This window comes from Pseudomonas sp. FBCC-B545, from assembly GCF_059134095.1.
The window spans coordinates 2,462,574-2,489,199 of record NZ_CP101441.1 but is presented as its reverse complement, the minus strand read 5'-3'; the positions used below and the strand labels follow the sequence as shown (position 1 = coordinate 2,489,199).

Below are 26,626 nucleotides of genomic sequence, written 5' to 3'. Positions count from 1 at the left end.
CAGGTTCTCCTGTTAAAGCGGGCGAGCTTTGTCGTGGAGGTTTTCCAGGTCTTCTTCGACGCGCTCGACATCATCGTCCGGGCCACGCTCTTTCGGGTCATTGGGGCGCAACGCATCGTTGTCGCGCTCTTCTTCACCGGGCGTGCGGTTCGGGTCGGGTGTACCAGGTGGTGGCTGTTTGTGTTCGGACATGACGGCTTACCTCATGGGGGCTTCACAAATTTAGAGAAACTGCCCTTGGCTATCGTTCAACTTCATTGCTGCAAGCATGAGAAGATGGCAGCCCTTTCTGGAGACCTTCCTCGGATGTTCGAGCTCAAACCCTGCGACCCCGTCACCTACCGTCAACAGACCCGCCGCAGCACGCTGATCGTCGCCGTGCTGTTCCTGGCCCTGGCCATGTTGCTGTCGAGCCTGGCGGTGATGCTGTTCGGTGAGCCCGGTGGCGACAACTTTCGCTTCAATGTCGGCGGCGTATTTGCCGGGGTGTTGATCACTGTCGCGCTGGTGCGTGGCCCGTTCTGGACCCAGCCCTGGCTGGCGCCGGCTGTATACGGTTGGCAACTCAAACGCAGCCTGATGAGTGTGACCAATGTAATGCACAAGGTCACCGAGCGGGTTCAGGCCAACGACCCGGCGGCCATCAAGTTATTGCGCTTCTATCACTTGGGGCTGACGCAGATGCATGAGCTGGACGCCAACTCCAGCGCCCAGGCGCAACTGGTCGGCGAGATCGAGGCTCATAAGGCAAAGATGGAGGCTCTGGGGATCGATACCGACCAAACCCGACTCGATCCCACATGGCTGCAAAGCCTGAAAAGCGCCTAAGGCAACGTCAGTGGGCGACCTTGGCCCGCCAGCAGAACAGCGCGCTCACGGCAATTGCTGCGCCTGCCAGGCCAAACACCCAGGGCGCAGCGGCCACCGGCAGCAACAGGCCCGCCAGCAGCGGCCCGAGGCCGGCGCCGATATCGCGCCATACGGCGTTGGACGCCAATGCCGATACGCGCATGGCACCCGGGTTGCGCTCGGCCACCAGCGTGGTCACCAGTGGCAGTTGCAGGGCACGCAGCACCAGCACCGCCGCCGCGCCGACGATCACCCAATGACTGCCGAACGCGGCCAGGGCCAGGGCGCTCAAGAACGAAAACAGCAGTAACATCGACGTGGCCCCGAAGCGCTGGGCCGCACGCCCGCCCAACGGGCTCAACAGCAATTCCGACAGGTAGCGCAGCCCCATCAAGCCACCGGCGATCAGCACCGCATCACCGCCCATGATTTTCTGTGCCTGGAGCGACAGGCCAAAGATAAACAAGCCATCCAGCGCCACGCCTTCGATAAACGACCACAGCGCCACACTGTCCGGCCACTTGAAGCGGCGCCCCGGGGCGCTATGCAAATCATGGCCGCCAGTGGGCAAGCCGCGGGCGAGCCACAGCCCCACCAGGCAGCAACCGGCGAGAATCAGGAAGATCGGGCGCGGCCCTGCCCATAACGTCAATAGCCCGCCCAGGGGCAAGGCCAGCATGGGCCCGAAGGCGATCAACGCCCGCGAACGCCCCGCCCTGCGGGCCGCGCCCTCCGGCTCGGAGGTCGCCAGTACTTGGGTCGAGAGGTTCAACGCGGCAAAACACAGGCCCCAGACCAACCGCAGGCCCAGCAGCGCAGCGAACCCGGACAGCACCGAATTGCCCAGCGCGCACAGCGCTGCGGCACCGGCGGCGATCATGCAGGTCAGGCGGTCGCCGTTACGCGCATAGAAATTCAGTACATGCCGGTAGCCGAAGATCCGTACCAGGCGGTTGGCGGCCAACAGCACGCCGGCCTGGACCAGGGTGATGCCGAACGCCTCGGACTCCATTGGCAGCAACAGATAGAGCAACACATCGCTGGGCAGGCAAAACCCCAGGGTCAAGGCGGCGCGGCGCGAGGTGCTATCGGCAGTGCGATGAGTGAGGCTGGGCATAAAACTGAAACATTCAGAAATATTCAGACCGCCACACTAGCGTTGCCGCCATGTGTTTTTCAAGGACGCAGGCGCAGAAGCGTTAAAAAACCAAACTCAGGTCCAGGCGCCCTTCCCTGACCGGCGGGCACCAGTAGTAACCACCGGTTAGTGGCTTACTGATGCGATACAGACCATCGACAATCCCATCCTCCAACCCGCTCATGCGTCGAAGCTGCGCCTCGAATGCATCGAAGGAATGCCCGAAAGCAAGGAACATCAACCCCGCCTGGCCGTTCTCGGCCCAGGGCATGGAACGGCGCACCACGAAGGCCTCCGGGGTGAAACTTTCCTGGGCCGTGCGCTTGGTATGGGCGGACTCGGGGGCGTCATCCAGCTCTTCGTTGTCGCCATGGCGGCGGCCGATGATGTGGTCACGCTCCTGGGCCGGCAATGCGGCGAAACCGTCGAGGTCGTGCTGCCATTGCTGGATCGCGGCGAAGCTGGCGCCGCTATCGGTCAAGGCGGCTGTCACGGCGGCATCGTCGTGGGGGTTTTCGGTGCCGTCTTCGTAGTCGGTCAGGTCAAAACCGGTCTTGTAGCGGAAGCCTTCGGTCGATTGCACCAGGCGAAAAGCCGGGGCCAGGGCTTTTTCAAGTGTGCGGCTGCGCAGCAGCAACTCGCCGCGATCCACTCCGTGCAACCATACCCACAACGCCTGCTGGGTCGACGGGTTGTGTGCACCGGGGCCGCTGACCACGGGAAATGTACGCAAGCCTTCAATCTCAGCGCCCAGGGCCTTTACCAGCGGCTCACCGAAACCGACCACGGACGCCGCATCCGTCCACTGCACCAGTGCGTCCAGGGCAGCAGGCACGGCTTGCAGGGAATCGAGGGCAAAAAACAGATGGCGGGCCTGCAAAGGCACCGGGGCGGCAAGAATGCCCGGCTGGTACTGACTCATGTGAACTCCTTCTGAAAAGCCGCGCAGTTTACCCGGCGCACGCGACACTGCGAACAAGAATGCGCGTAAGCCTTGCCTTGGAGCTGCCAGTTGGGTGACTCTCTAGTCATGTTTTGCAACTATTCCAGGGGTAGCGACATGACCACCAGCAACCTGCTTGCCCAACTGTTTCCCACGTCCGTTGCCCAGATTCCCGAGCAATTTCGCCTGGCGGCGCCCATTGAGCAGCGTGATTACCTGGTCGATGGCCAACTGCGGGTGTGGGACGGCCCGCTCGCCCGCGTGCAAAGCCCCGTGCAACTGGGCGATGAACGCGTGCATATCGGCAGCACGCCGCTGCTGGATGCCGATACCGCCCTCACCGCCCTGGATGCCGCCGTGCGCGCCTATGACCGTGGCCAGGGTGAATGGCCGACGATGCGCGTGGCAGAGCGCATCCAGCATGTCGAAGCCTTCTTGCGGCGCATGCGCGAACAGCGCGACGCGGTAGTCAAGCTGCTGATGTGGGAAATCGGCAAGAACCTCAAGGACTCGCAGAAAGAATTCGACCGTACCTGCGACTACATCACCGACACCATCAATGCCCTCAAGGAACTCGACCGCCGCAGCAGCCGTTTCGAGCTTGAACAGGACACCCTCGGGCAAATCCGTCGCGTGCCCCTGGGCGTGGCGTTGTGCATGGGGCCTTACAACTACCCGCTGAACGAGACCTTCACCACACTGATCCCGGCGCTGATCATGGGCAACACCGTGGTGTTCAAACCGGCCAAGCTCGGCGTGTTGCTGATCCGCCCCTTGCTGGAGGCCTTCCGCGACAGCTTCCCGGCCGGGGTGATCAACGTGATCTACGGCAGCGGCCGCGAAACCGTGAGCGCGCTGATGGCCAGCGGCAAGATCGATATCTTTGCGTTTATCGGCACCAACAAGGCCGCCAGCGATTTGAAAAAGCTGCACCCCAAACCGCATCGTTTGCGTGCTGCGCTGGGGCTGGATGCAAAAAACCCGGGGATCGTGCTGCCCGAAGTGGACCTGGACAACGCGGTGAGTGAAGCAGTCACCGGCTCGCTGTCGTTCAACGGCCAGCGTTGCACCGCGCTGAAAATTTTGTTTGTGCACGCGGATGTGGTCGACAGTTTTATCGAGAAGTTCAATGCCAAGCTGGCCACCCTCAAGCCCGGCATGCCTTGGGACGATGGCGTAGCGCTGACACCGCTGCCGGAAGTGGGCAAGGTGGATTACCTCAACGAACTGGTGGCCGATGCGGCCCGGCACGGCGCCAAGGTCGTCAATGCCGAAGGTGGCAGCAGCCGTGGTTCGTTCTTCTATCCGGCGGTGCTGTACCCGGTGAACCCGCAGATGCGCGTGTACCACGAAGAGCAATTTGGCCCAGTGGTGCCTATCGTGCCCTACCGTGACCTGGAGACCGTGATCGACTACGTGCTGGACTCGGATTTCGGCCAGCAGTTGAGCATCTTCGGCACCGACCCGGTGCAAGTCGGGCGCCTGGTGGACACCTTCGCCAACCAGGTCGGCCGCATCAATATCAACGCCCAGTGCCAACGCGGGCCGGATACCTTCCCGTTCAATGGGCGCAAGAACTCGGCCGAGGGCACGCTGTCGGTACATGACGCCCTGCGCGTGTTCTCGATCCGCACCCTGGTGGCGACCAAGTTCCAGGAGAGCAACAAGGCGTTGGTCAGCGAGATCCTGCGTAACCGTGACTCGAGCTTCCTGACCACTGATTACATTTTCTAAGTACACCTCGGCTCAACAATGTGGGAGGGGCGGTGCGACGATTCGACTTGCCCCCTCCCACAATGGACTGAGTCAGCCCTGACGATTGAGGCTCTTTTAATACCGATGAACCTGCCCTTCTTTGCCCGACGCCTGCTACGCCCCCTGCTCGACCCGTACCGCCGCTATCGTCACGCCAAGCTGATCCACGCCGTGCGCGTGTCCATCGGCTTGCTGGCGACGATTCTGCTGACCACCGGTCTCAACCTGCCCCACGGCGAATGGGCCTCGGTAACCATGCTGGTGGTGATCGGCGGGTTGCAGCATCACGGCAATATTGGCAAGAAAGCCGTGGAACGCGCCTACGGTACGCTGATCGGCGCGAGTGTCGGTTTGCTGCTGGTGGTGCAGGAAGCCTACGTCGGCCAGCCATTGCTGACCTACCTGCTGATGTCGGCGATTTGCGGATTCTTTTCCTATCACGCCATCGGCAAAGGCGGGTATACCGCGCTGCTGTCGGCGATCACGGTATTTATCGTCGCGGGCCACGGTGACAATCCGCTGTCGGACGGGCTGTGGCGCACTGTGGACATCCTCATCGGCATCGCCTTGGCCCTGGCGTTTTCCTTCGCCCTGCCGCTGTACGCGGTGTACTCGTGGCGCTACAACCTGGCCAGCGCGTTGCGTGATTGCGCGCAGATCTACAGCAGGATCATCAGCGGTCAATCGGTGACCGATGATGAACACCTCAAGCTGCTCAACCGCTTGAACGCGGCAATGCTGCAACTGCGTTCATTGATGCCGTCGGTGTCCAAGGAAGTGCGGATCTCCATGACCGAACTGGACGCGATTCAGCGCCACCTACGCATGTGCATCAGTACCCTGGAGATTCTCGGCAATACCCGGCCCGATCCTCGCGATGAGCAGGCGACGGCGCGTATGCAGGTGATGTTGAAGGCTGAGCATCGGCAGATTCGGGTGCGTTTGGTGGGGATGGCGAGGGCGTTGAAGTCGGGAGTGACGGAGCGGTTGGAACGTAACGGCCAGGCCAGCGGTGGTGAGTCCACATTGGATGCACCCGTCTACAGCGCACTGGATGGATATCGGTTATTGACCCTGCAATTGGCCGCGAATGTGGATGCGATGCGTCAACGCTTGGCCAAAAGCGCTGGCCGGTGGAAGATCTGAACCTATGGGGAGTTGATCTGATTACCAGGATCAACACATTTACACTTTCTCTTACATATTTTTCACGATTTGTTCACATCCCAAGACGTAGGGTGAAGCCTCATCCGTTACAAACGTTGTACATCAAGCCCGCCGCCCCAGCGGGCTTTTTTTTTCCTGCGCCTGCCCATTCTTACCGTTCGTCGCCACTGTCATTTCTCACAGCTATCGGGCCCTATCTCCCTGGCGCTTAATCTCTCCAACGACTGACTCCTTTGCTCCGGCTATAGGGGGCACTCAGGTTGTGAGTCGATTATGCAGAGGAGCTTTCCAATGAGCCGAAACACTGACCTTCCCGACGTAGAACAAGGCGCTCCAGTTCCCGCGTTCACCACTGGACAATGGCCAGAGCCAGCTCCACCAGCAGATGCCATCGATTTGTCCGGCCCCCAGCGCTTAAAACCCGATTATTTCGTGCCGCCACTGACGATTCAGGGGCCTGTCACCTCAGACAGCTTCACCGACGTGCCTTTCGACGACCTGCCCCTGTACATCCCCGGCTTGACGCAAAACGTCGTCGGCTTCGATGGCGGTATAAACAAAGCGGCTCTGGAGGTTCATCGTGACCTGGGGCTGCTGTGCAACCTGCTGGCCTACCTGAATATGGCTAAGGACGACTTCGTAGAGCTGTTCTGCGATGACCTGCTAATTCCAGTCGCGACCTATAATGTCACCCAGGATGATGTCGACAAGAGTCGTATGATTCCGTTATACATCCCTCGAACCCGTCTTCCTGATGGCCCGGTCAACCCGGTGTTCTTGAGAGTGACTCGCCTCGGTGGCACGTCCAAAGAAACCAAACGCTTCAATCTGAAGGTCGATACCGTGCCCCCCGCTGGTCGCAACCCGATCGGCAGCACGCTGCAAAACGAAAACCTGCCGGTTCCGGTATTCCCTGAGCACATCATCAATTTCGGAGTGACCGAGACCGACGCACAAAACGGGGTACCTGTTACCTTCAAGTTCTACCCGGACGATGCGACCCAGGAACCCAACACCTACCGGGCCACACGTGACCGTATTCGCTTACGCATTAATGGGATCACGGCGCCAATCCCTCCGCTCACCGAAAGCCAAGCCACCGGGCGTGAAGATATAACCGTCACGCTTTATTACGGTTTTTGGCAGCAAGTGCGCAGTGGTTCCCATGTGTGTGAATATGAAATCATCGACGAGGTCGGCAACGCGTCCCTCGGCTGGTCACCGGCACTACGGTTGAATGTCAGGCTCAATGATGGGTCTGAGCCGGTCTTGCCCGAAGCTTTTATACTCGAAGCTCCGGACAATGTCCTCGATCATGACCGGCTCGATGAGCGCGATGCAACCATCTTTGTCACCACCCGAAGCCCGGACTTTGCCCTTGGGGACATCGTGCGCGTAACCGTCAGAGGCCGTTCGAGCGTTGGCGTTATCACCACCACCTACGACTCCCCACCGCTTACCTCACTGAGCTTTATCACCCTGCCCTGCCCGAATGCCGACCTGCGCCCTTTTATCAGCGGGCAGTTCCAGTTGTTCTATGAACGCATTCGCAGCGGCGTGCCCAACCGCCCCTCCGATGCCATCATCGTTGATGTAACCGGTACGCCCATCGATATGCGCCTGCGGCCACCGGTGGTGCGGGAAGCGCCCGGCGGCGTCCTCGATCCACAAGTAGAATTTATCAATGTGATCGTCAGGGCATACCCCGAGCTGGGCCAGGACCCCTTTGATCTGGTGATTCTGATCCTCGAGGGCACGTACGCCAACGGCACTCGCTACTACGACGAACTCTACGAATCTGCGGGAGGGGGCGATGTGTTATTTCCCATTGCCAACGGCCCGAACGGCGTGATTGCCGGTCTTGAAGGCGGCACACTCAGGCTTCTTTATCAGGTGGACAATGGGGATGGCGTGCGCACTTCAATGGACGTGACAGTCAACGTCGGCAACGCAGTGGCCTCATTGCCGGAGCCTGAGGTCATGGAAGCGCCGGCACCGCTGTATCAATTCGACCCCGAGCAATCCACCGAGCACGCCAATATCGTGGTCAAGAGTAACCCTGACTTCCTGCTCAACGATATCGTGACGCTTTACTGTGAGGGCAGTGCGCCTGGCGGAACAGCACCTGCGCAGGCGTTTCCGATACGGGTTCAATGGGTCGGGCGAGACCTGCGCTTCAGGCTGGAACGTAGCTACATCCTTGCCAATATCGACAAGACCATGCGCATCTACTACACGCGCTGGCGGGACAACGTACTGACGCGTTTTTCTCACGCGGTCAATATGAAGGTCGGTTCCAGGCTGGAACTGCAAGCGCCACAGGTGCTGCAAGCGACCGTGACTGGCCCGGATCAGGCCACCCTGAATCCGATGAATGTACTGCCGCCCAATCCTGAGAAGGTGACTGTGCGTGTGGTCTCCGACAAATTCCCGCCGGGGGCTGATATCAAGGTGTTCATCACCGGCAAACCCGACGTGGGTATGCCCGATATCCCGGCGAAACCGGCACGCCCGGAACCGGGTGAAAACTACACCAGCTTCGAGGTGCAGAATGAGTTTGTAGCCGCTTACCTGAACGGAGAATGCAAGGTATTTTACCAACTGCTGGAAATCGGCAAGACCACCAAGTCTGATGAGTTGACGCTGAAGGTTGAGGCACTGCCGGCGAGTGAGTGGAACCTGGTGAGTGTGCCCAGTGCATCCTCAGGTGTAATCGATACCAGTAAACCCCATCGAATAGAAGTAAGGGGATGGCGGTTCATGAAACCTGGACAGCCGGTTTATATCGATTTGTGCAGCAGTCGGTACCATGAACTGCGAATCGGCGCTGTTGTAAGCCCCGGTGAGGCCAGTGCAAAACTCATCAGCGAAGAAATACCATCGAGTTATCTACGCTTATTGAAAGATGGAGACTCACTGGAAGTGCATGTACTTGTAAACTTGGAAGAATATGACGACAAGGCCTCAGCACAACCGTTAAAGCCTGTGAGCTATACAATAAAAAAAGTATCAGGGGAAATCGTGGGCAACGTAACGGTCAGGAATGGGCCGACGTACCTTGCCATTAGCTCGGATGATAAACGGGTGTACGTTGCTAGCACCGGCACTGGCGGCTATGGCATTAGCGTATTCGACGCGGACACCGGTGAGATAATCAGTACTCATCCCCTTGGCTATCAACCCCGTGGATTAGCCATAAAACCTGACGGCAATGTGCTTTATGTAAGTCTCTCCAATACTAGATACCAAGCACCCAACTTTGTGAACGATGTACTTGTATTGAATACGAGTTCCTGGGGGACAATAAAATCGATAGCCACCTATCAAAGTGGCGAATTATGTATCAACAAAGACGGATCGAAAATATACGCCGGAATTAGCGCCTACTACTATGTAAGATCCGATGCTCCCCGTCCCTCTTGGTATGGCTTTACATGTACAGTAATAAACACAGCGTCTAATACCCGCGAAAGCCACTTCAATGCACTTGAAAGCAGCGGCAGCACTTGGAACGAGCCAGCAGTAGGACTCAATAGGGAGTCAACCAGAATGTATGGACCATTGGCAGGCAGATCGCTCAGAGCCTTTAATGCTAGCCCTTATATCGAATTCGGCTATTTCAGTATAGATGGTCCGCCGACCGCCTTCGCTCACAGCCCCGTCGGTTCCACGCTTTACATAACGTCAGCTACAGCCAATAAGTTGGAAGTTCTCGACAACAGCACTAACCTGCCTCTACGGACCAGAAGCATTGAAGGTCTCAATGTTCCATGGGCCGTAGCAACCAACCCCCGTACTGGCGTTATCTATGTAACCGAAAGATCTGGCAATACGGTAAAGTTGTACGACAGCGAAACATTCGAACTCATCAACACCCTCGAAGGTTTCGACCAACCCAGAGCTATTGTGGTCAATTCAGAGGGAACGAGGATGTTTGTCGCTAACTCCGGAAGCAATACCGTCACCATTGTGGATCTTTAACAACGCAAGCATCACCAATGAAAATATGCCCTGAATGGTTCAGGGCTTTTTTTCATGTCTGCTAAACCTGATAGGCAAGAGTCAGCTCGCACCGGGTTCAGCGTATCGCTTGTTCACGGATCGCCCGCTGAGTCTCCAGCACCTTGGCCAGCGCCGTTTCAGCTTCCTGGCTTTGCTGCGGTACCCGAATTGCCGCCGACACCAGCGTGATCAACTTGGCCATCACCTCAGCATCGGTAGCCGGGCGGCCCAGGCTCATGGAATTCATCAGCAGGCGCAATTCGGTACCCGCCATCACCCCGGAAATCGCCTTGAGGGCAAATTGCAGGCGCACGCCCAGTTCATTGCGCGGCAGATCCGGCAAGGCCAGGGCGAAGGCTTCGAAGAAACGCTGGAACACCGGCTGGTAATGCACCTTGAGGTATTCCTGGATAAACGGCGAGGTGTCGCTGTAGACCCGTCCCAGGAAACGGATGAACGAACGCCCTTCCCCACTGGCCGGGTCGCTGCGTTCCAGGCCCATGGCCGGGGCGAACAGCACGCCGAGCAGGGTGTCGCAATCCAGGGGGCCGTCGGATTCGGCTTCGCAGCGGGCGAGCAATTCCAGGCGCTGCTCGTTGAGCGGCTCCAGGCGTTGCATCAGCAGGGTTTTCATCAGGGAGTCCTTGTCCCCGAAGTGGTAGTTCACCGCGGCCAGGTTGACCTGGGCACGCTCGGTAATCTGACGTAACAAAACGGCGTCGTAGCCGTACTTGATGAAGAGTGCCTCTGTCGCATCCAGCAATCGAGTCTTGGTAACGTTTGGAGCGCTGAGTTTCTTCGCGGCCATAAGGGTTCCACGGCGGAAATATTGTTTTAAAAAATAATTTGATTTTTTATACCGGGGCGGCCGGGTGAAAGCAAGTAGTGACACTGCGCCATATCACTGAAAGCCTGTAGAACCGGGCTATTGAGTCATACCAAAAGGCATTTCGCCGGCTCGAAACCCTCAGCCTGGAAAACGATTCACAGGGCAAAACCGCTCTACATCCATGGCTGGCGAAGCGTCTGGAACGCGGTTACTATTCAAACAATATTTTAAAAACAAGAAATAAAACCAGTCCGTGACGCGTACAGGCAGTTCCCGAACTTGTTACAAGGATTTTCCGGGCCATGCCGACACCGTCGAGACTGCAGGCGTAGTCATAATGACAGACACCCCCACGCACCCAGGCTTGATCTCCCTGCAAGGCATCAGCAAGCGCTATCAGCTGGCCGGGCAGGAGCTGAGCATTCTCAATGACGTGTGCCTGTCCATCGCCAGCGGTGACAGCTGCGGCATCCTCGGTGCCTCCGGCTCCGGCAAAAGCACCCTGCTCAATATCCTCGGCCTGCTGGACCTGCCCAACTGCGGCCAGTACCACTTTGCCGGCCACGATATCTTCAAGGCCAGCCCCGATGAACTGGCGGCGATCCGCAACCGGCAGATCGGTTTCGTGTTCCAGAGCTTCAACCTGCTGCCGCGCCTCAGCGCCCTGGACAACGTTGCCCTGCCCTTGAGTTATCGCGGCGTATCGCGGCATGAATCGGTGGAACAGGCCCAGCGTATGCTCGATCAAGTCGGCCTGGCCGAGCGCGCCCACCATCGCCCGGCCGACCTCTCCGGCGGCCAGCGTCAGCGCGTCGCCATTGCCCGCGCACTGGTCGGCAAACCCTCGGTGATCCTCGCCGACGAACCCACCGGCAACCTGGACAGCACCACCGCACAGGAAATCATGGACCTGCTGCTCACCCTCAACCGCGAGCAACAAGTCACGCTGATCATCGTCACCCACGACGCCCACATTGCCGAACGCCTGGAGCGCAAGATCCTGGTGCGCAATGGCGTGGTGCACGAGGCCGGGCGCCGATGAGCCTGGGGGTCGAGCAGAGCCTGAGCCAACTGCTGCACGAAGCGTTCATCAGCCTGCGTACCCTGGGCAAGCGTTCGATCCTGGCGTTGCTGGGCATCGTGATCGGTAGCTCCTCGGTGGTGGCGCTGATCAATATCGGCCACAACGCAGCAGTGGACGCGGCGATGATTTTCAAGGACATGGGTACCGACACTCTGATCGCCCAGTTCCCGCCCAAGGGCAGCAGCAATGTGCCGATGCGCACCCGGCTCGACCTCGACGGCGTACGCCTGGCGGTGCCGGGCATTGCCCATATCGGCGCCCTCAGCCTGTTCAGCGGGCCCGTCGTGTTCCATGGCCGCACCACCAATGCCAACCTGGTCGGCAGCACCTCGGATATCTACGCGGCCATGCGCCTGGTCGTGCGCGAGGGGCGTTTCCTGTCAGCCTTCGACGCCAACGAAACCTACGCCGTGATCGGTGACCAACTCGCCCAGGCCCTCGGAGCACCGGGGGACCCATTGAGGCTGGGTGATCGCGTGCGCATCAACGACTATCTGTTCCTGGTCGTCGGCATCCTGCACAACCAGCCCCGGGCCATGCTGATGCCGGTGCAAGCCAACGAATCGCTGTTTATTCCCGCCGAGGGCATGCGCCGCGTCTATGCCAGCCCGCAGATCAGCAATGTGATCATCCGTGCGACGCCGGGGCAGGACATGGAACGTATTGCCCGAGACGCTAGCGCTGCGTTGCAACCGCAACTCACCGAGCATGACGTCGACATCACCGTGCCCAAGCAGATGATCGACGGCATGACGCGCCAAAGCCGCACCTTCGCCTATCTTTTGCTGGCCCTCGGCGCGATCTCCCTGGTGGGCGGCGGAGTCGGGGTGATGAACGTAATGCTGATGAACGTCTCGGAGCGCCGCCGCGAGATTGGCATTCGCATGGCCTTGGGCGCACGCCAGCGGGATATCCGCAACCTGTTCCTGCTTGAAGCCGTCACCCTCACCGCCGTGGGTGCGCTGTGTGGCGCGGTATTGGGCATGACCGCTGCGTGGCTGTATGCCTGGCTGTCGGGCTGGGCATTTGCCCTGGCGGCGGCCGCCCTGCCCCTGGGGGTGGGTAGTACCTTGCTGGTGGGCTTGTTCTTCGGCATCTATCCGGCGGTCTCGGCCTCGCGGTTGCAACCAGTGGAGGCCTTGCGCGATGAGTAAATGGCTGTGGTTGCTGGCGCTGATCAGCCTGCCCGGTGTGGCTGCCGAGGTGGTCGTCAAGCCATCGGCGCCCAGCAGCACGCGCAGCGCCTATGACCGCGGCGTGTCGCTCAATGCCCAGGTCACCACCATGACCCTGGGCGATGCCGTGTACCTGGGCCTGCGCAACAATCCGGCGATCCGCAGCGCCTATCTGCAACGAGTGGCGCAAAAGTTTGACCTGCGCGTCGCCGAAGATGTGTTCAACCCCAAGCTCACCCTCAACAGTAATTACCGTACCAGCCGGGGCTCCCAGGACAACGCCCGCAACGCCAGTGTGGCGCCGACCAGCAGCCTGCTCGGCGAATACGGCACGCGCCTGAGCATGGCGTGGACCCAGCAGTTGAATAACGCCAACCGCGCCGGCCGCTACCGCAGCGACGGCCTCGACCTGGCGATCATCCAACCGCTGATGCGCGGGGCCGGCTGGGACGCCACCACCGCGCCGCTGCGCCTGTCGCGTCTGGCCGAGCAGGCCAACCGCCTGAACCTCAAGGCCACCGTGGCGCAGACCATCAGCCAGATCATCGCCACCTACCGCGAACTCCTTCGCGCCCAGGAGCAATTGGTGATCGTCCAGGAAGCCCTCAAGCGTTCCAACACCTTGCTGGACGTCAACAAAGCGCTGATCAGCGCCGGGCGCATGGCCGAGTTCGAGATCGTGCAGACCGAAGCCGATATCGCCACCCAGCAATTGGGCGTGGAAGAAGCCCAGAACCAACTGGACACCAACCGCCTGGCCTTGCTGCGCCTGCTGGCCCTGGACCTCTCCACACCGATTCGCGCCACCGAAGCCCTGGAGGCCAACCCCATGGACATCGACAAGCGCCAAGCCTTCAACCTGGCGCAGAACCAGCAACCTGAATACCTCGCCGCCCTGCTGGGTAGCCAGCAGGCCGATCTCAACCTGGTGATCGCCAAGGACTCCGGGCGCTGGCAGGTGGACCTGGTGGCCGGCGCCAACCAGGTGCGCGACGCCTACGACAACGACAACGGCCACACCAATAACCGCACCTGGGATAGCTACGCTGGCGTGCAGGTGCAGATCCCCATTGGCGACATCAGCACACGCCAGGCCGAAGTCCGCGCACGGGTGAATGTGGAGGATCAGGAAATCCGCATTACCGACGCCCGCCAGGAGCTGGAGCGCAACGTCAACAACGTGGTACGTGACCTCGGCACCCGCTGGCGCCAATATGAGATTTCCAAGCGCGCCGTGGAGTTGTCGCGGCGCAAGATCGAGATCGAGCGGGAAAAACTCAGTGCCGGGCGCTCCACCAACTTCCAGGTATTGAGCTTCGAAACCGACCTGCGCAATGCCGAAAACGCCCAGCTCAATGCGCTGATCGCTTATCTGAACGCCCAGACCCAGCTCGATCTGACCCTGGGCATGACGCTGGAAAGTTGGGAAATCGCCCTCAATGACTACTAATCAAAAACGCTTGCTGGCCTTCGCCTTGATCGTGCTGCTGGCCGGCGCGGCCATCGGCCTGCTCAGCCAGCGCAGCGACGCCGAGCAGGCCAGCACCGCCGAACAGTGGCTGGCGGTGAAGCCCGACCCGCTGGTGCACCAGATCGGCCTGGTGGGCAAGATCGAGCCCGACACTACCGTCACCCTCACGGCGCCGTTCGACGGCAATGTGCTGGCCAATCTGGTCGAGCAAGGCCAACGTGTCGAAGCCGGCCAGGTGCTGTTGCGCATGGACCCCGCCACCCTTGAAGTGCAACTGCGCGATGCCCTCTCCGCCCAGCTCAAGGCCCGGCGTGCCGTACAGGAAATGCAGGACTGGGATAGTAGCCCCGCCGTCAGCCGTGCTCGCCGCAGTTTGCGCACCGCAGAAATGACCGCCGGTAATACCCAGCGCAAACTCACCGAGAGTGAAAACCTGTTCAAGCGCGGCATCATTCCGCGCAACGAACTGGACGATCTCAAGCAGCAAACTCAACAGCAGCAACTGGACCTGGCAGCGGCGCGCAGCGAACTGCAACAGGCCCAGGACCAAGGCAGAGGCGAATACCGACAGATTGCCGAAATGGAGCTGACCAACGCCACGGTGAAATACCAAGCCCTGCAAAAACTCCTTGAAGGCAAGGAGGTGAAGGCGCCGTTCTCCGGCATCGTGGTGCCCGCGCCCGGCAGCACCAACACCGCCCAAGGTGGCGGTAACAACAACACGCCGGTGCAGGCCGGCAGCAAGGTCAGCCAGGGCCAGGTGCTATTCGGACTGGCCAATATCGAGCGGCTGAAAATCGTCGCCAAGGTCTCCGAGCTGGACATCAACCGGTTGCACCAGGGCCAGGCGGTGGAAGTGATGGGCGATGGCTTCGACGGCGAACGGCTGACCGGCTCGGTCAGCGTGGTCAGCGGCTTGGCCATCGCCAGCGACAACCAGGGCAGCGCGCAGTTTCCGGTGACCCTGTCGATACCGAAGCTGACGCCGCAGCAGCTGCAGCGGGTGCGCCTGGGCATGAGCGCGCGGTTGACCATCGTGACCTACAACAATGACCAGGCGCTGGTGATTCCCAGCCAGGCGATTCATCCGGATATGACGGTAGAGTATCGGCCAGCGATGGATAAACCGGTGGAGCGGGTAAAGGTGACCACCGGGCAATCGACACCACAAGGGGTTGAGGTGTTTGGGCTGAAGCCCGGTTTTGTGAAAACCTCAAACTAAACGCAGATCAAATGTGGGAGGGGGCTTGCTCCCGATAGCGGTGTGTCAACCACTGACCTGCTTACTGACACCCCGTCATCGGGAGCAAGCCCCCTCCCACATTTAAATCTGTGTCAGCTTGGCGGCCAGTGCCTTGGCTTGAAGCGCAACATCGGTCACCGCCGTGCTCTCCCACCACATGCCCCGCAACGGCGGGCCCATGGCAAACAGTCGCTGGCTGGCCTGGCCCTGGGCATCCAACACCGCGCCGGCCGCATCCGCCGCAATCCCCAAGGCCAACGGCCCGGGCTGGATCAACCCACGCTTGAGCAGTTGCTGCGGCAATGGCCGGGCCACGCGGCGCCAGTCGTATTCGATGCCGCTGGAGTTGATCAGCGCCGCGCCCGAAACCCGGGTGAGCCCTTGCTCGCCACGATAGCGCACCGCAATGGCGACTCCCTCATCCGACGGCACCAATCCCTTGAACGACGCTGCGCGAATCCGCAACCGCCCTTCTTCCTGCAAACGCGCCACCAACTGCGCACTCAACGGTGGCGAGCGGTGGTGATGGCTTTCCCACCATGGCCGCACATGCCGCACAAACTGGCGTTTCTCACGCTCACTGGCCTGGCTCCATAGACGCGCGATATGCACGCGCACGGTGTCCAGCGGCGCCTGCCAATCGATGCCTTGTTCGAGTGCGAAGAGGCATTGCCGGCGCACCTCCCGCAGCAATTGCCTAGGGCTACACAGGCGTTGGTCCGCGGCCAGGAAGTCGTCCCAACCCGGCGGTTGCCGGCGCACATGGGGCAACAGACCGTGGCGCGAAAAAATCTCGATGGCGCCGCGATGCCCAGCCTGTTCCAGGGACACCACGGCGTCGACCATGGTCAACCCGGAGCCGATGATCAGCACCGTTGATTGCGGGTCGAGGCGGGTCATCGCTTGCACGTCCCATGGGTCCAGTGCGGCGGCGTTCACACCGCTGGACTCGGTTAGCGGCGTGCGCGCTGCCGGAAACATGCCGGTGGCCAATACCGCGAAAGCGCCACGCAGTCGTTCGCCATTATCGAGGGTCAACAGCGTGGAGGCTGCGTCGACTTGCAGGTCCACCCCTTCGGCGCGGATATGCTCGACGGTCGACGTAGACAATGCCTTGGCCTCGGCCAGGCGCTGTTGCGCGTACAACCCGAAAATCCCCCGTGGCGGGAACAGTTCGCTGATGGGCACATGCTGCTGGTCCGACTCCGGCCAACCACCGCCAGCGATGTAGTCGGTGAGCCATTGGGTCAGGTCGTCGGCATTGTCCGGGTCGACGCTCATGCGCGCCGCATTGCCGTTCAAGGTATGACCCAGCTCGACCGCGCTATAGGCCTCGCCACGCCCCAGCTCAGCACGCGGCTCGATCACCAGGATGCGCCGCGTGCCCGGCAGGCGCAGCAGCTGCACGGCGAGCATCGTGCCGCTCAGGCCGCCGCCGATGATCAGCACATCGGCGTTGTGGACTTGCATCTCACTTTGTTGCGCCCAGGCCATAGTGACTCCCACTATCAAAACCCTATGAGTTATACCTGTTACTTTTGACAGTATACGCAGCCCAATTCAACCCATAGCCTATTCATCGTGCCCCTCCTTCCAAAGGAAACATCAAATGAATAAGCCTAATCACTCCAAAGCCAAACTTATTTCGGGAACCTGCACTGCCGTCGTGGAGGGCGATGCCGACTTGAAACGCTTTGAAGGCCCCCCGATTCACTTCTACCTGGATGAAGATCGCAACCGATGGTTCATATCAGCCCTCACCGATCCCGTGTCGTTTGAATATCACCAACAAATCGAGCTGATTTTACCCAACGAGGGCCATGTCATAGAAAAAACTTATGAGATCGTCAAAGAATGGGACGCTCAAGGAAAAGCCAATGCTTCATGGGTAAAAAGAACTTCTCATACATTCCGTCCCTATACTGCCTTTAGCGGAAGTGTGGAGGTTACTTTGGATCCCGCCGAGGAGACAGTACACCTCATTTTCAACTTTAAAGCGCAAAGTGGTACACAAATCGTCACCCTTACAAATGGCGATATGAAAGTTAAAGGCACGACGAAACGCCGCAAGGCCAACGCAACAGGTTCAGTGACCTGCGATATCAGCGATGCCGTCAACCGGACCTATCGGTCGATGGAGACTGCGCTCACAACCCAGCCTGCGTCAGGTAGTTTTCCAGCCCATACCAGCGTATGGTCACGAGAGTTTGTCCCAGCGCCTGATCCGCAACCGTTTGACTACCGAGTAGTCTTCAACTTTGCAGAGGGACTTGTACCGGGCGCTTATAACTTCAGTCTGGATAACAGACAGGTGCGTGCATTTGTATTCGACCTCAATCGAAACGTCGCCTGGCCAAGCGAGAGCGGTACGATTACGCTGACCTCAATTCCTGACTTTGAAACATTAGAAGGCCCCCTGTCAGGCGTCTACCACTTTACCGGGACCGCGACACTTACAGATGGCACTAAACTCCGTATAGAAGTCAATAATGGGAAACTCAGCATCGAAAAATAGACCCACTGTTATTTTCAGCCCCGCAAGTTTGAAGTACTTAGACTCGTGACGCACAAACCGTAGGCGCTGGTAAGCGCCTACGGTTTTAACTGATCAGAAAGCGGTTCAGCGTCTGACTTCATACTTTGCGACAGGGGATTGCACCACGTTACCCACGCGGGAAGTGATCATATAACGGGCTGACGCCGCCCCAAGAACGAACGCCTCCGCCGGCAGCATGAAAATAATTGGCCGACCCATGTCGCTGGCGCTCACCACATAAAATGCCTTCCACTCGTCAATGCAGCTCTGGTAGAACACCGTCAACAGATCCCCTACCTCTATACCTTCGTAAGTGTCGACTACATAAGTGCCGCCGCTTACTACATCACCAAGATGAATAACCGTGCCGACAGCTTCCTGAATGTAGGGTGCATTGATTGAGGCGCTGGTGGCCGCAACAACTTTGTGCAGTTTGGTGATCATTACGAAATCTCCATTTTTTTATAACGCTGGTGCCGCCCAAATTGCCGAAGCAACTCAAGACTCACTGGCTGTCGAATGGAGTAAACGCGTTTTTTCAGGTTTGCTCTACTGTGAACACTAACAGGTATAAACCAGTTGACGGCCCGGTTAGATCACGACATTACGAACAAATCGCACCGCCACATCACCCTCATTGCGATAGCCGTGGGATTGCCGGCTGGCGAACATATAGAACTCCCCGGCCGCGACGGTGTGTTCTTTGTCGTCGAGAAACAGGGTCAATGCACCTTCATACACAAACAACTGCACGCTCCAACCTTCCGGGTCTGGCTCGGGGCTGTAGCGATCCCCCGGCTCCAGGCGCATCTCCCACAATTCCACTTCGCGCCGGGCGGTGGCTTTGGCGAGCAGTACGGCTTTGCTGCCGGGGATCTCACCGGCCCAGGCCAGCTCATTGATACGACTATGGTCAGGCGCATCCGGGGCCTGGATCAAGTCGCTGAATGCCACCTCCAGCGCTTCGGCCACACGGTCGAGGGTGGACAGGCTGACGTTCTTCTCCCCCGCTTCAATCGCTACCAGCATGCGCCGGCTGACCCCGGACTTTTCCGAGAGCGCCGTCTGGCTCAGGTCGGCGGCATGACGCAGGCGACGGACGTTCTGGCTGACGTGTTGAAGGACCGAGGCCCGTTGCGGATTTTCTTTGTGCACTATATTGCTCAATTGGTAGGTGTGCGCATTATACTGCCCAGCAGTGCGGCGCATTGTGCGGTCCGTGCTTTTCCCTTGCAAGACCGAGCCGCCATGATCGCCCCGAACCCCCCTTCGCGTTTCAATCGTTTCAGCAAAGCCGAATGCATCCTGGTGGTAATCACCATGTTTTGGGGCGGCACCTTCTTGCTCGTACAGCATGCCATGACCGTCAGCGGGCCGATGTTTTTCGTTGGCCTGCGCTTTGCCGCCGCCGCTATCGTGGTGGGCTGCTTTTCCTTGCGCACCTTGCGCGATCTGACGCTGTTTGAGCTGAAGGCCGGGATGTTTATCGGCGTGGCGATCATGTTTGGCTACGGTTTGCAGACCATTGGCTTGCAGACGATCCTGAGCAGCCAGTCGGCGTTTATCACCGCGCTGTATGTACCCTTCGTGCCGTTATTGCAGTGGCTGGTGCTCGGCAAGCGTCCGGGGTTGATGCCAAGCATCGGCATCATGCTGGCGTTTGCCGGATTGATGCTGCTGACAGGCCCTGCGGGCGCTTCGCTGGATTTCAGCGCGGGTGAAATCGCTACCTTGATCGGCGCGGTGGCGATTGCGGCCGAGATTATTCTGATCAGCGCGTTTGCCGGGCAGGTGGACGTGCGCCGGGTAACTGTAGTGCAACTGGCAACGGCGTCAGTGCTGTCGTTCATGCTGGTGGTGCCGATGGGCGAGGCGTTGCCGGGCTTTTCGTGGTTGCTGCTGTTCAGCGCGGTGGGCCTGGGACTGACCAGTGCGGTGATCCAGGTAGCGATGAACTGGGCGCAGCAGAGTGTGTCACCCACCCGTGCCACCTTGATTTACGCCGGTGAGCCGGTGTGGGCCGGGGTGGTCGGGCGGATTGCCGGAGAGCGGTTCCCGCCGATTGCGATGCTGGGGGCGGTGTTGATTGTGGTGGCGGTGATTGTGAGTGAGCTGAAGACGCGAGGGCAGAAGGCCGTCGAATTGATCGATGAGATGGAACAGGAACGTCATGGTTGAGGTCCGAACTGCAGCGGCGCACTTCAGATAGCCATCGAGGGCAAGCCCCTTCCCACATTGACCGGGGCCGTTGGTTGGAAAGCGGCCACCTGAAACAATGCCAAATGAGAGTCTTCGGCCTATCTTGTAGGATCCTGCCACATCTTGCCGTTTGGTGATCGCGAAAGCGGCACGTATGATGCATCCCAAACTCCCGCAGATTAGAAGCCTATGTCCCTGATAGTTCTACTGCTTCTGCCTTTTATCGGCAGCTGTCTGGCGGCCTTGCTGCCGCACAATGCACGTAACACCGAATCCCTGTTGGCCGGCCTTGTGGCGCTGGTCGGCACCATTCAAGTAGCCCTGCTCTACCCCCAGATCGCCCACGGTGGCGTGATCCGCGAAGAATTCATGTGGTTGCCCAGCCTGGGGCTGAACTTCGTGCTGCGCATGGATGGGTTTGCCTGGCTGTTCTCGATGCTGGTGCTCGGCATCGGCACGCTGGTGTCGCTGTATGCGCGTTACTACATGTCGCCGGATGATCCGGTGCCGCGTTTCTTCGCGTTTTTCCTGGCGTTCATGGGCGCCATGCTCGGCCTGGTGATCTCCGGCAACCTGATTCAGATCGTGTTCTTCTGGGAATTGACCAGCCTGTTCTCGTTCCTGCTGATCGGGTATTGGCACCACCGCGCCGATGCGCGGCGTGGGGCGTACATGGCGCTGATGGTCACCGGTGCCGGCGGCTTGTGCCTGCTGGCCGGGGTGATGCTGCTGGGGCATATCGTCGGCAGCTATGACCTGGACCTGGTGCTGGCAGCGGGCGATCAGATTCGTGCGCATTCGCTGTACCCGGTCATGCTGGCCCTGGTGCTGGTCGGCGCCTTGAGCAAAAGCGCGCAGTTCCCCTTCCACTTCTGGCTGCCCCATGCCATGGCGGCACCGACGCCGGTTTCGGCCTACCTGCATTCGGCGACGATGGTGAAGGCCGGCGTGTTCCTGCTGGCCCGCCTGTGGCCGTCGCTGTCCGGCAGCGAAGAATGGTTCTGGATCGTCGGCGGTGCCGGCGCCCTCACCCTCCTCCTCGGCGCCTACTGCGCCATGTTTCAAAACGACCTCAAGGGCCTGCTGGCCTACTCCACCATCAGCCACCTCGGGCTGATCACCCTGTTGCTGGGCCTTAACAGCCCGCTGGCCGCCGTCGCCGCGGTGTTCCATATCCTCAACCACGCCACCTTCAAGGCGTCGCTGTTCATGGCGGCGGGCATCATCGACCACGAAAGCGGCACGCGGGATATCCGCAGGCTCAGTGGCCTGGTACGCCTGATCCCGTTTACCGCGACCCTGGCCATGGTCGCCAGTGCGTCCATGGCCGGGGTACCGCTGCTCAACGGCTTTCTGTCCAAAGAGATGTTCTTCGCCGAGACCGTGTTTATCTCCTCGACCCAATGGGTGGAAATCGCCCTGCCGCTGATCGCGACCATCGCCGGTACGTTCAGCGTGGCATACGCCCTGCGCTTCACCGTGGATGTGTTCTTCGGCCCGCCCGCCACCGATTTGCCGCACACGCCCCATGAACCCCCGCGCTGGATGCGTGCGCCGGTCGAACTGCTGGTATTCACCTGCCTGCTGGTGGGGATTTTCCCGGCCCAGGTGGTGGGTTCGATCCTTGCCGCTGCGGCGCTGCCGGTGGTCGGTGGCGTGCTGCCCGAATACAGCCTGGCGATCTGGCACGGCTGGAACGCACCGATGATCATGAGCCTGGTGGCCATGTGCGGCGGCGTGGTGCTGTATCTGCTGCTGCGCAAGCAACTCAAGCGCGGGCGCTTCAAGTACCCGCCGCTGATCAGCTACTTCAACGGCAAGCGCGGTTTCGAGCGCAGCCTGGTGGTGATGATGCGCGGCGTGCGCCGGATCGAGAAACGCATCAGCACCAAGCGCCTGCAAACCCAGTTGTTCCTGTTGGTGCTGCTGGCGGTGGTCGGCGCGATGATCCCCATGCTCAACAGTGGCCTCAGCTGGGGCGACCGGCCGAAGATCCCGGGCTCCATCGTGTTCGTCACTCTGTGGTTGCTGGCAATTGCGTGCGCCCTCGGCGCGGCCTGGCAAGCCAAGTACCACCGGTTGGCGGCCCTGACCATGGTCAGCGTGTGCGGCCTGATGACCTGCGTCACCTTCGTGTGGTTCTCGGCGCCGGACCTGGCCCTGACCCAACTGGTGGTGGAAGTGGTCACCACCGTGCTGATCCTGCTCGGCCTGCGCTGGCTGCCACGGCGGATCGAAGAGGTGTGGCCACTGCCCAACACCCTGCGCAAGGCGCGCATTCGCCGGGTGCGCGACTTCCTGCTGTCCACCGTGGTGGGCGGCGGCATGGCGCTGTTGTCCTACGCGATGCTGACCCGCCAGACGCCCAACGATATCTCCTCGTTCTACTTGAGCCGCGCCCTGCCCGAAGGCGGCGGCAGCAATGTGGTGAACGTGATGCTCGTGGACTTCCGCGGTTTCGACACCCTGGGCGAGATCACCGTGCTCGGCGCCGTGGCATTGACCGTCTATGCCCTGCTGCGACGCTTCCGCCCTTCCAAGGAAAGCATGGAGCTGCCGCCACAACAGCGCCAGCTGGCACCGGACGTGGCCACCGACCTGGTCAACCCACGCCAGGCCAGCGACACCGCCCTGGGCTTCATGATGGTGCCGGCGGTGCTGGTGCGCCTGCTGCTGCCGATTGCGCTGGTGGTCTCGTTCTACCTGTTCATGCGCGGCCACAACCAACCGGGCGGTGGTTTTGTTGCCGGCTTGGTGATGTCAGTGGCGTTTATCCTGCAATACATGGTGGCGGGTACCCAATGGGTCGAGGCGCAAATGAGCCTGCGGCCGATGCGCTGGATGGGCTTTGGCCTGCTGTCGGCGACCCTGACTGGCCTGGGCGCGCTGTTCGTTGGCTACCCGTTCCTGACCACCCATACCTGGCATTTCAGCCTGCCACTGCTGGGCGACATTCATATCGCCAGTGCGCTGTTCTTCGATGTCGGCGTGTACGCGATGGTCGTGGGCTCCACGCTGCTGATGCTCACTGCCCTCGGCCATCAGTCGGTGCGGGCGCATAAACCGAGCAACCAGGCCAAAGTTGCCGCAACCGAAGGAGCCGCCTGATGGAAGAAGTCATCGCAATAGCCATTGGGGTCCTTGCGGCCTCCGGCGTCTGGTTGATCCTGCGGCCACGGACGTTCCAGGTGGTGATGGGGCTGTGCCTGTTGTCCTACGGCGTCAATCTGTTCATTTTCAGCATGGGCAGCCTGTTCATTGGCAAGGAGCCGATTATCAAGGACGGCGTGCCCCAGGACCTGCTCCACTACACCGACCCGCTGCCCCAGGCCCTGGTGCTGACGGCCATCGTGATCAGCTTCGCCATGACCGCGCTGTTCCTGGTGGTGCTGCTGGCGTCCCGGGGCCTGACCGGCACTGACCATGTGGACGGCCGGGAGCCCAAGGAATGACGTGGATGAACCAACTGATTGTCGCGCCGATCCTGCTGCCACTGCTCACGGCCGGGTTGATGCTGATGCTGGGCGAAAAGCGTCGCCCGCTGAAAGCCCAGATCAATCTGTTCTCCAGTGTGATCGGCCTGGGCATCGCGATCCTGCTGCTGTACTGGACGCAGCAAAGCGGCCCCGGCTCGATTGGCGTGTACCTGCCGGGCAACTGGCAGGTGCCGTTCGGCATCGTGTTGGTGGTGGACCAACTGTCGGCAATGATGCTGGTGCTGACCGGGATCATCGGCGTGAGCGCGCTGCTGTTCGCCATGGCCCGCTGGGACCGGGCGGGTACCAGCTTCCATGCACTGTTCCAGATCCAGTTGATGGGTTTGTATGGCGCGTTCCTGACCGCCGACCTGTTCAACCTGTTCGTGTTCTTCGAGGTGCTGCTGGCGGCGTCCTACGGCTTGATGTTGCATGGTTCCGGTCGTGCCCGGGTGTCGTCAGGCCTGCATTACATTGCGATCAACCTGCTGGCGTCGTCGCTGTTCCTGATCGGCGCGGCAATGATCTACGGCGTCACCGGCACGCTGAATTTTGCCGACCTGGCATTGAAAATCCCGTTGGTGCCGGAAGCGGATCGTGGCCTGCTGCATGCCGGCGCGGCGATCCTCGCCACGGCGTTCCTGGCCAAGGCCGGCATGTGGCCGCTGAACTTCTGGCTGGCGCCCGCCTACTCGTCGGCCAGCGCGCCGGTGGCGGCGATGTTTGCGATCATGACCAAGGTCGGCGTGTACACCGTACTGCGCCTATGGACCCTGCTGTTTTCCGGCCAGGCCGGGGCTTCCGCACTGTTTGGCGGCGATTGGCTGGTGTATGGCGGCATGGCGACCATCATTTGCGCGGCACTGGCGATGGTGGCGGCGCAGCGCCTGGAGCGCATGGCCAGCCTGAGCATCCTGGTCTCGGCCGGGATCCTGCTGTCGGCAGTGGGGTTTGCCCAGCCGAGCCTGACCGCGGGGGCGTTGTTCTATCTGGTCAGCTCCACCCTCGCGTTGAGTGCGTTGTTCCTGCTGGCGGAGTTGATCGAGCGTTCGCGTTCGGCCAACGACCTGCCGCTGGATGAAGAAATCGATGCGTTGCCCAAGGCCATGGAGTCACTGCATCCGCGTCCTGGGGTGAACCTGGATGATGAGCAGAAAGCCGTGGTCGGCCAGGTGATCCCCTGGACCATGGCCTTCCTGGGCCTGAGCTTTATTGCCTGCGCCTTGTTGATCATCGGCATGCCGCCGCTGTCGGGGTTTATCGGCAAGCTCAGCTTGTTGAGTGCGCTGATCAATCCGTTGGGCCTGGGCAATGCCATCGATGAACCGATTCGCCCTGCGGCCTGGGGCCTGGTGGCATTGCTGATCCTGTCCGGGCTAGCCTCGCTGATCGCCTTTGCGCGCCTGGGCATCCAGCGCTTCTGGACCCCGGAAGAGCGCCCATCGCCGCTGTTGCGTCGTAACGAGTGCCTGCCGATCTTCTTTTTGCTCGGCCTCAGCATCCTGCTGACCTTCAAGGCCGAGCCACTGATGCGTTACACCCAGGCCGCCGCCGACAGCCTGAACAACCCGGAGCGCTACGTGATGGCAGTGCTGGCGACACGCCCGGTACCCAGCCCCGAAGCCCAGGCCGCCGCGCTGGAGGTGCAGCCATGAAGCGTTTGTTCCCTGCTCCGTGGCTGTCATTGGCGTTATGGGTATTGTGGCTGGTGCTGAATCTGTCGATCAGCCCCGGCAACCTGCTGCTGGGCGCGCTGCTGGGCTTTCTCGCACCGTTGCTGATGGCGCCGCTGCGGCCGTTGCCGATCCGCATCCGCCGCCCCGGGGTGATCGTCCGCCTGTTTTTCCTGGTGGGCCGCGACGTGATCCTCTCCAACCTGAATGTGGCCTGGGGCGTCCTGACCTGCGGCACACGAGCGCCGCGCTCGCGCTTTATCAAGATCCCCCTGGACCTGCGCGACGCCAATGGCCTGGCGGTGCTGGCGATGATCACCAGCGTGACCCCAGGCACCGTCTGGTCGGAACTGGCCCTGGACCGCAGCATCCTGCTGTTGCACGTTTTCGACCTGGATGACGAAGCGCAGTTTATCCAGCACTTCAAGCACGCCTATGAACGGCCCCTGATGGAGATCTTCGAATGAGCGCCCTGCTCTCCAATGCGATCCTCGCCAGCCTGTTCCTGTTTTCCCTGGCCATGGTGCTGACCCTGATCCGCCTGTTCAGAGGCCCCTCGGCCCAGGACCGGGTACTGGCGCTGGACTACCTGTATATCCTGGCGATGCTGATGATGCTGGTGCTGGGCATCCGGTATGCCAGTGACACCTACTTTGAAGCAGCGTTGTTGATTGCGCTGTTCGGCTTCGTCGGCTCGTTTGCCCTGGCCAAATTCCTGCTGCGTGGGGAGGTGATTGAATGATGCCGTTATGGGTTGAAGTGAGCGTAGCCGTGCTGCTGGTAGTGAGCAGCGTGTTTGCACTGATCGGTGCTATCGGCTTGCTGCGGATGAAGAGCTTTTTCCAGCGCATGCACCCACCCGCGCTCGCCTCGACATTGGGCGCATGGAGTGTGGCGTTGGCGTCGATCATCTACTTTTCGACGCTCAAGTCCGGGCCGGTATTGCATGGCTGGTTGATCCCGATTTTGCTGTCGATCACCGTGCCGGTGACTACCCTGCTGCTGGCGCGCACCGCGTTGTTCCGCAAACGCATGGCCGGTGATGACGTACCGGCCGAGGTTAGCAGCCGTCGCTGATCCTACGGC

General features: G+C 60.4%; 23 protein-coding genes. 16 read left to right on the top strand and 7 right to left on the bottom strand.

Annotated features, from left to right (window positions below):
• Positions 1-12: 12 nt before the first annotated feature.
• On the bottom strand, positions 13-192 hold the full coding sequence (locus NMB39_RS11555) for a hypothetical protein (RefSeq protein WP_046068648.1): 180 nt from the start codon (positions 190-192) through the stop codon (positions 13-15).
• A gap of 114 nt (positions 193-306) precedes the next feature.
• On the opposite strand from NMB39_RS11555, the gene NMB39_RS11550 reads away from it, so the two are divergent.
• Entirely contained in the window at positions 307-828 is a 522-nt protein-coding gene (locus NMB39_RS11550) for a DUF3087 family protein (RefSeq protein WP_057024308.1), read from the top strand.
• Positions 829-835: 7 nt separating this feature from the next.
• Here the strand turns inward: NMB39_RS11550 and NMB39_RS11545 are convergent, their stop codons facing one another.
• Both NMB39_RS11545 and NMB39_RS11540 read right to left on the bottom strand, forming a co-directional pair.
• Positions 836-1,966, bottom strand: coding sequence for an MFS transporter (locus NMB39_RS11545; protein WP_494339212.1), 1,131 nt, complete (start codon positions 1,964-1,966; stop codon positions 836-838).
• A gap of 82 nt (positions 1,967-2,048) precedes the next feature.
• Entirely contained in the window at positions 2,049-2,909 is an 861-nt protein-coding gene (locus NMB39_RS11540; protein ID WP_057024306.1) for a Dyp-type peroxidase, read from the bottom strand.
• 138 nt (positions 2,910-3,047) lie between these two features.
• Between NMB39_RS11540 and NMB39_RS11535 the strand changes: the two genes are divergently transcribed.
• The 3 genes from NMB39_RS11535 (at position 3,048) to NMB39_RS11525 (ending at position 9,833) form a co-directional block, all read left to right on the top strand.
• Positions 3,048-4,664 (top strand): NADP-dependent glyceraldehyde-3-phosphate dehydrogenase, encoded by a 1,617-nt coding sequence (locus NMB39_RS11535; RefSeq protein ID WP_124401076.1) that lies wholly within the window; start codon positions 3,048-3,050, stop codon positions 4,662-4,664.
• 105 nt (positions 4,665-4,769) lie between these two features.
• A complete protein-coding gene (locus NMB39_RS11530; RefSeq protein ID WP_494339213.1) occupies positions 4,770-5,831 on the top strand; it encodes an FUSC family protein in 1,062 nt (353 codons plus the stop codon).
• Positions 5,832-6,143: 312 nt separating this feature from the next.
• Entirely contained in the window at positions 6,144-9,833 is a 3,690-nt protein-coding gene (locus NMB39_RS11525) for a YncE family protein (protein ID WP_494339214.1), read from the top strand.
• Between the two features lie 97 nt (positions 9,834-9,930).
• Here the strand turns inward: NMB39_RS11525 and NMB39_RS11520 are convergent, their stop codons facing one another.
• The gene (locus NMB39_RS11520; RefSeq protein WP_057024302.1) at positions 9,931-10,662 is read right to left on the bottom strand and encodes a TetR/AcrR family transcriptional regulator; all 732 of its coding nucleotides are present in this window, start codon (positions 10,660-10,662) and stop codon (positions 9,931-9,933) included.
• A 358-nt stretch (positions 10,663-11,020) separates the two neighbouring features.
• On the opposite strand from NMB39_RS11520, the gene NMB39_RS11515 reads away from it, so the two are divergent.
• The 4 genes from NMB39_RS11515 to NMB39_RS11500 are packed head-to-tail and all read left to right on the top strand — an operon-like array spanning position 11,021 to position 15,635.
• Complete coding sequence (locus NMB39_RS11515; protein ID WP_494339215.1) at positions 11,021-11,725, top strand: ABC transporter ATP-binding protein; 705 nt, start codon at positions 11,021-11,023, stop codon at positions 11,723-11,725.
• A complete protein-coding gene (locus NMB39_RS11510) occupies positions 11,722-12,921 on the top strand; it encodes an ABC transporter permease (protein ID WP_494339216.1) in 1,200 nt (399 codons plus the stop codon). Before NMB39_RS11515 ends, NMB39_RS11510 begins: the two co-directional genes overlap by 4 nt.
• Positions 12,914-14,392: a TolC family protein gene (locus tag NMB39_RS11505; protein WP_057024299.1), complete on the top strand. Its 1,479-nt coding sequence runs from the start codon at positions 12,914-12,916 to the stop codon at positions 14,390-14,392. The genes NMB39_RS11510 and NMB39_RS11505 overlap by 8 nt, the downstream gene beginning before the upstream one ends.
• The gene (locus tag NMB39_RS11500) at positions 14,382-15,635 is read left to right on the top strand and encodes an efflux RND transporter periplasmic adaptor subunit (protein WP_057024298.1); all 1,254 of its coding nucleotides are present in this window, start codon (positions 14,382-14,384) and stop codon (positions 15,633-15,635) included. The genes NMB39_RS11505 and NMB39_RS11500 overlap by 11 nt, the downstream gene beginning before the upstream one ends.
• Before the next feature lie 102 nt (positions 15,636-15,737).
• Here NMB39_RS11500 and NMB39_RS11495 read toward each other — a convergent pair whose 3' ends face one another.
• Positions 15,738-17,150 (bottom strand): FAD/NAD(P)-binding protein, encoded by a 1,413-nt coding sequence (locus NMB39_RS11495; protein WP_494339217.1) that lies wholly within the window; start codon positions 17,148-17,150, stop codon positions 15,738-15,740.
• A gap of 115 nt (positions 17,151-17,265) precedes the next feature.
• Here NMB39_RS11495 and NMB39_RS11490 point away from each other — a divergent pair, with 115 nt between their 5' ends.
• Entirely contained in the window at positions 17,266-18,171 is a 906-nt protein-coding gene (locus tag NMB39_RS11490; protein ID WP_367236128.1) for a hypothetical protein, read from the top strand.
• 105 nt (positions 18,172-18,276) lie between these two features.
• Here NMB39_RS11490 and NMB39_RS11485 read toward each other — a convergent pair whose 3' ends face one another.
• Both NMB39_RS11485 and NMB39_RS11480 read right to left on the bottom strand, forming a co-directional pair.
• Positions 18,277-18,636, bottom strand: coding sequence for a hypothetical protein (locus tag NMB39_RS11485; RefSeq protein WP_367236127.1), 360 nt, complete (start codon positions 18,634-18,636; stop codon positions 18,277-18,279).
• Between the two features lie 147 nt (positions 18,637-18,783).
• Complete coding sequence (locus NMB39_RS11480) at positions 18,784-19,347, bottom strand: helix-turn-helix domain-containing protein (RefSeq protein WP_057024422.1); 564 nt, start codon at positions 19,345-19,347, stop codon at positions 18,784-18,786.
• Between the two features lie 93 nt (positions 19,348-19,440).
• On the opposite strand from NMB39_RS11480, the gene NMB39_RS11475 reads away from it, so the two are divergent.
• The 7 genes from NMB39_RS11475 (at position 19,441) to NMB39_RS11445 (ending at position 26,617) form a co-directional block, all read left to right on the top strand.
• Positions 19,441-20,370, top strand: a complete 930-nt coding sequence (locus NMB39_RS11475) for a DMT family transporter (protein WP_306958244.1) — start codon at positions 19,441-19,443, stop codon at positions 20,368-20,370.
• A gap of 210 nt (positions 20,371-20,580) precedes the next feature.
• Entirely contained in the window at positions 20,581-23,499 is a 2,919-nt protein-coding gene (locus NMB39_RS11470; protein ID WP_494339218.1) for a monovalent cation/H+ antiporter subunit A, read from the top strand.
• Positions 23,499-23,843, top strand: a complete 345-nt coding sequence (locus NMB39_RS11465) for a Na+/H+ antiporter subunit C (RefSeq protein ID WP_007986256.1) — start codon at positions 23,499-23,501, stop codon at positions 23,841-23,843. Before NMB39_RS11470 ends, NMB39_RS11465 begins: the two co-directional genes overlap by 1 nt.
• Entirely contained in the window at positions 23,840-25,522 is a 1,683-nt protein-coding gene (locus NMB39_RS11460) for a monovalent cation/H+ antiporter subunit D (protein WP_198721478.1), read from the top strand. The genes NMB39_RS11465 and NMB39_RS11460 overlap by 4 nt, the downstream gene beginning before the upstream one ends.
• The gene (locus tag NMB39_RS11455; protein ID WP_046068664.1) at positions 25,519-26,007 is read left to right on the top strand and encodes a Na+/H+ antiporter subunit E; all 489 of its coding nucleotides are present in this window, start codon (positions 25,519-25,521) and stop codon (positions 26,005-26,007) included. The genes NMB39_RS11460 and NMB39_RS11455 overlap by 4 nt, the downstream gene beginning before the upstream one ends.
• Complete coding sequence (locus NMB39_RS11450) at positions 26,004-26,282, top strand: K+/H+ antiporter subunit F (RefSeq protein ID WP_043046539.1); 279 nt, start codon at positions 26,004-26,006, stop codon at positions 26,280-26,282. Before NMB39_RS11455 ends, NMB39_RS11450 begins: the two co-directional genes overlap by 4 nt.
• A complete protein-coding gene (locus NMB39_RS11445; protein WP_057024292.1) occupies positions 26,279-26,617 on the top strand; it encodes a Na+/H+ antiporter subunit G in 339 nt (112 codons plus the stop codon). The genes NMB39_RS11450 and NMB39_RS11445 overlap by 4 nt, the downstream gene beginning before the upstream one ends.
• Positions 26,618-26,626: the final 9 nt, after the last annotated feature.

Coding starts and splice junctions, on each gene's coding strand:
- NMB39_RS11520 (WP_057024302.1), bottom strand. CDS start 10,662: ATGGCCGCGAAGAAACTCAGCGCTCCAAACGTTACCAAGACTCGATTG.
- NMB39_RS11545 (WP_494339212.1), bottom strand. CDS start 1,966: ATGCCCAGCCTCACTCATCGCACTGCCGATAGCACCTCGCGCCGCGCC.
- NMB39_RS11505 (WP_057024299.1), top strand. CDS start 12,914: ATGAGTAAATGGCTGTGGTTGCTGGCGCTGATCAGCCTGCCCGGTGTG.
- NMB39_RS11445 (WP_057024292.1), top strand. CDS start 26,279: ATGATGCCGTTATGGGTTGAAGTGAGCGTAGCCGTGCTGCTGGTAGTG.
- NMB39_RS11550 (WP_057024308.1), top strand. CDS start 307: ATGTTCGAGCTCAAACCCTGCGACCCCGTCACCTACCGTCAACAGACC.
- NMB39_RS11510 (WP_494339216.1), top strand. CDS start 11,722: ATGAGCCTGGGGGTCGAGCAGAGCCTGAGCCAACTGCTGCACGAAGCG.
- NMB39_RS11455 (WP_046068664.1), top strand. CDS start 25,519: ATGAAGCGTTTGTTCCCTGCTCCGTGGCTGTCATTGGCGTTATGGGTA.
- NMB39_RS11525 (WP_494339214.1), top strand. CDS start 6,144: ATGAGCCGAAACACTGACCTTCCCGACGTAGAACAAGGCGCTCCAGTT.
- NMB39_RS11535 (WP_124401076.1), top strand. CDS start 3,048: ATGACCACCAGCAACCTGCTTGCCCAACTGTTTCCCACGTCCGTTGCC.
- NMB39_RS11475 (WP_306958244.1), top strand. CDS start 19,441: ATGATCGCCCCGAACCCCCCTTCGCGTTTCAATCGTTTCAGCAAAGCC.
- NMB39_RS11460 (WP_198721478.1), top strand. CDS start 23,840: ATGACGTGGATGAACCAACTGATTGTCGCGCCGATCCTGCTGCCACTG.
- NMB39_RS11530 (WP_494339213.1), top strand. CDS start 4,770: ATGAACCTGCCCTTCTTTGCCCGACGCCTGCTACGCCCCCTGCTCGAC.
- NMB39_RS11500 (WP_057024298.1), top strand. CDS start 14,382: ATGACTACTAATCAAAAACGCTTGCTGGCCTTCGCCTTGATCGTGCTG.
- NMB39_RS11470 (WP_494339218.1), top strand. CDS start 20,581: ATGTCCCTGATAGTTCTACTGCTTCTGCCTTTTATCGGCAGCTGTCTG.
- NMB39_RS11450 (WP_043046539.1), top strand. CDS start 26,004: ATGAGCGCCCTGCTCTCCAATGCGATCCTCGCCAGCCTGTTCCTGTTT.
- NMB39_RS11540 (WP_057024306.1), bottom strand. CDS start 2,909: ATGAGTCAGTACCAGCCGGGCATTCTTGCCGCCCCGGTGCCTTTGCAG.
- NMB39_RS11490 (WP_367236128.1), top strand. CDS start 17,266: ATGAATAAGCCTAATCACTCCAAAGCCAAACTTATTTCGGGAACCTGC.
- NMB39_RS11555 (WP_046068648.1), bottom strand. CDS start 192: ATGTCCGAACACAAACAGCCACCACCTGGTACACCCGACCCGAACCGC.
- NMB39_RS11495 (WP_494339217.1), bottom strand. CDS start 17,150: ATGGCCTGGGCGCAACAAAGTGAGATGCAAGTCCACAACGCCGATGTG.
- NMB39_RS11515 (WP_494339215.1), top strand. CDS start 11,021: ATGACAGACACCCCCACGCACCCAGGCTTGATCTCCCTGCAAGGCATC.
- NMB39_RS11485 (WP_367236127.1), bottom strand. CDS start 18,636: ATGATCACCAAACTGCACAAAGTTGTTGCGGCCACCAGCGCCTCAATC.
- NMB39_RS11465 (WP_007986256.1), top strand. CDS start 23,499: ATGGAAGAAGTCATCGCAATAGCCATTGGGGTCCTTGCGGCCTCCGGC.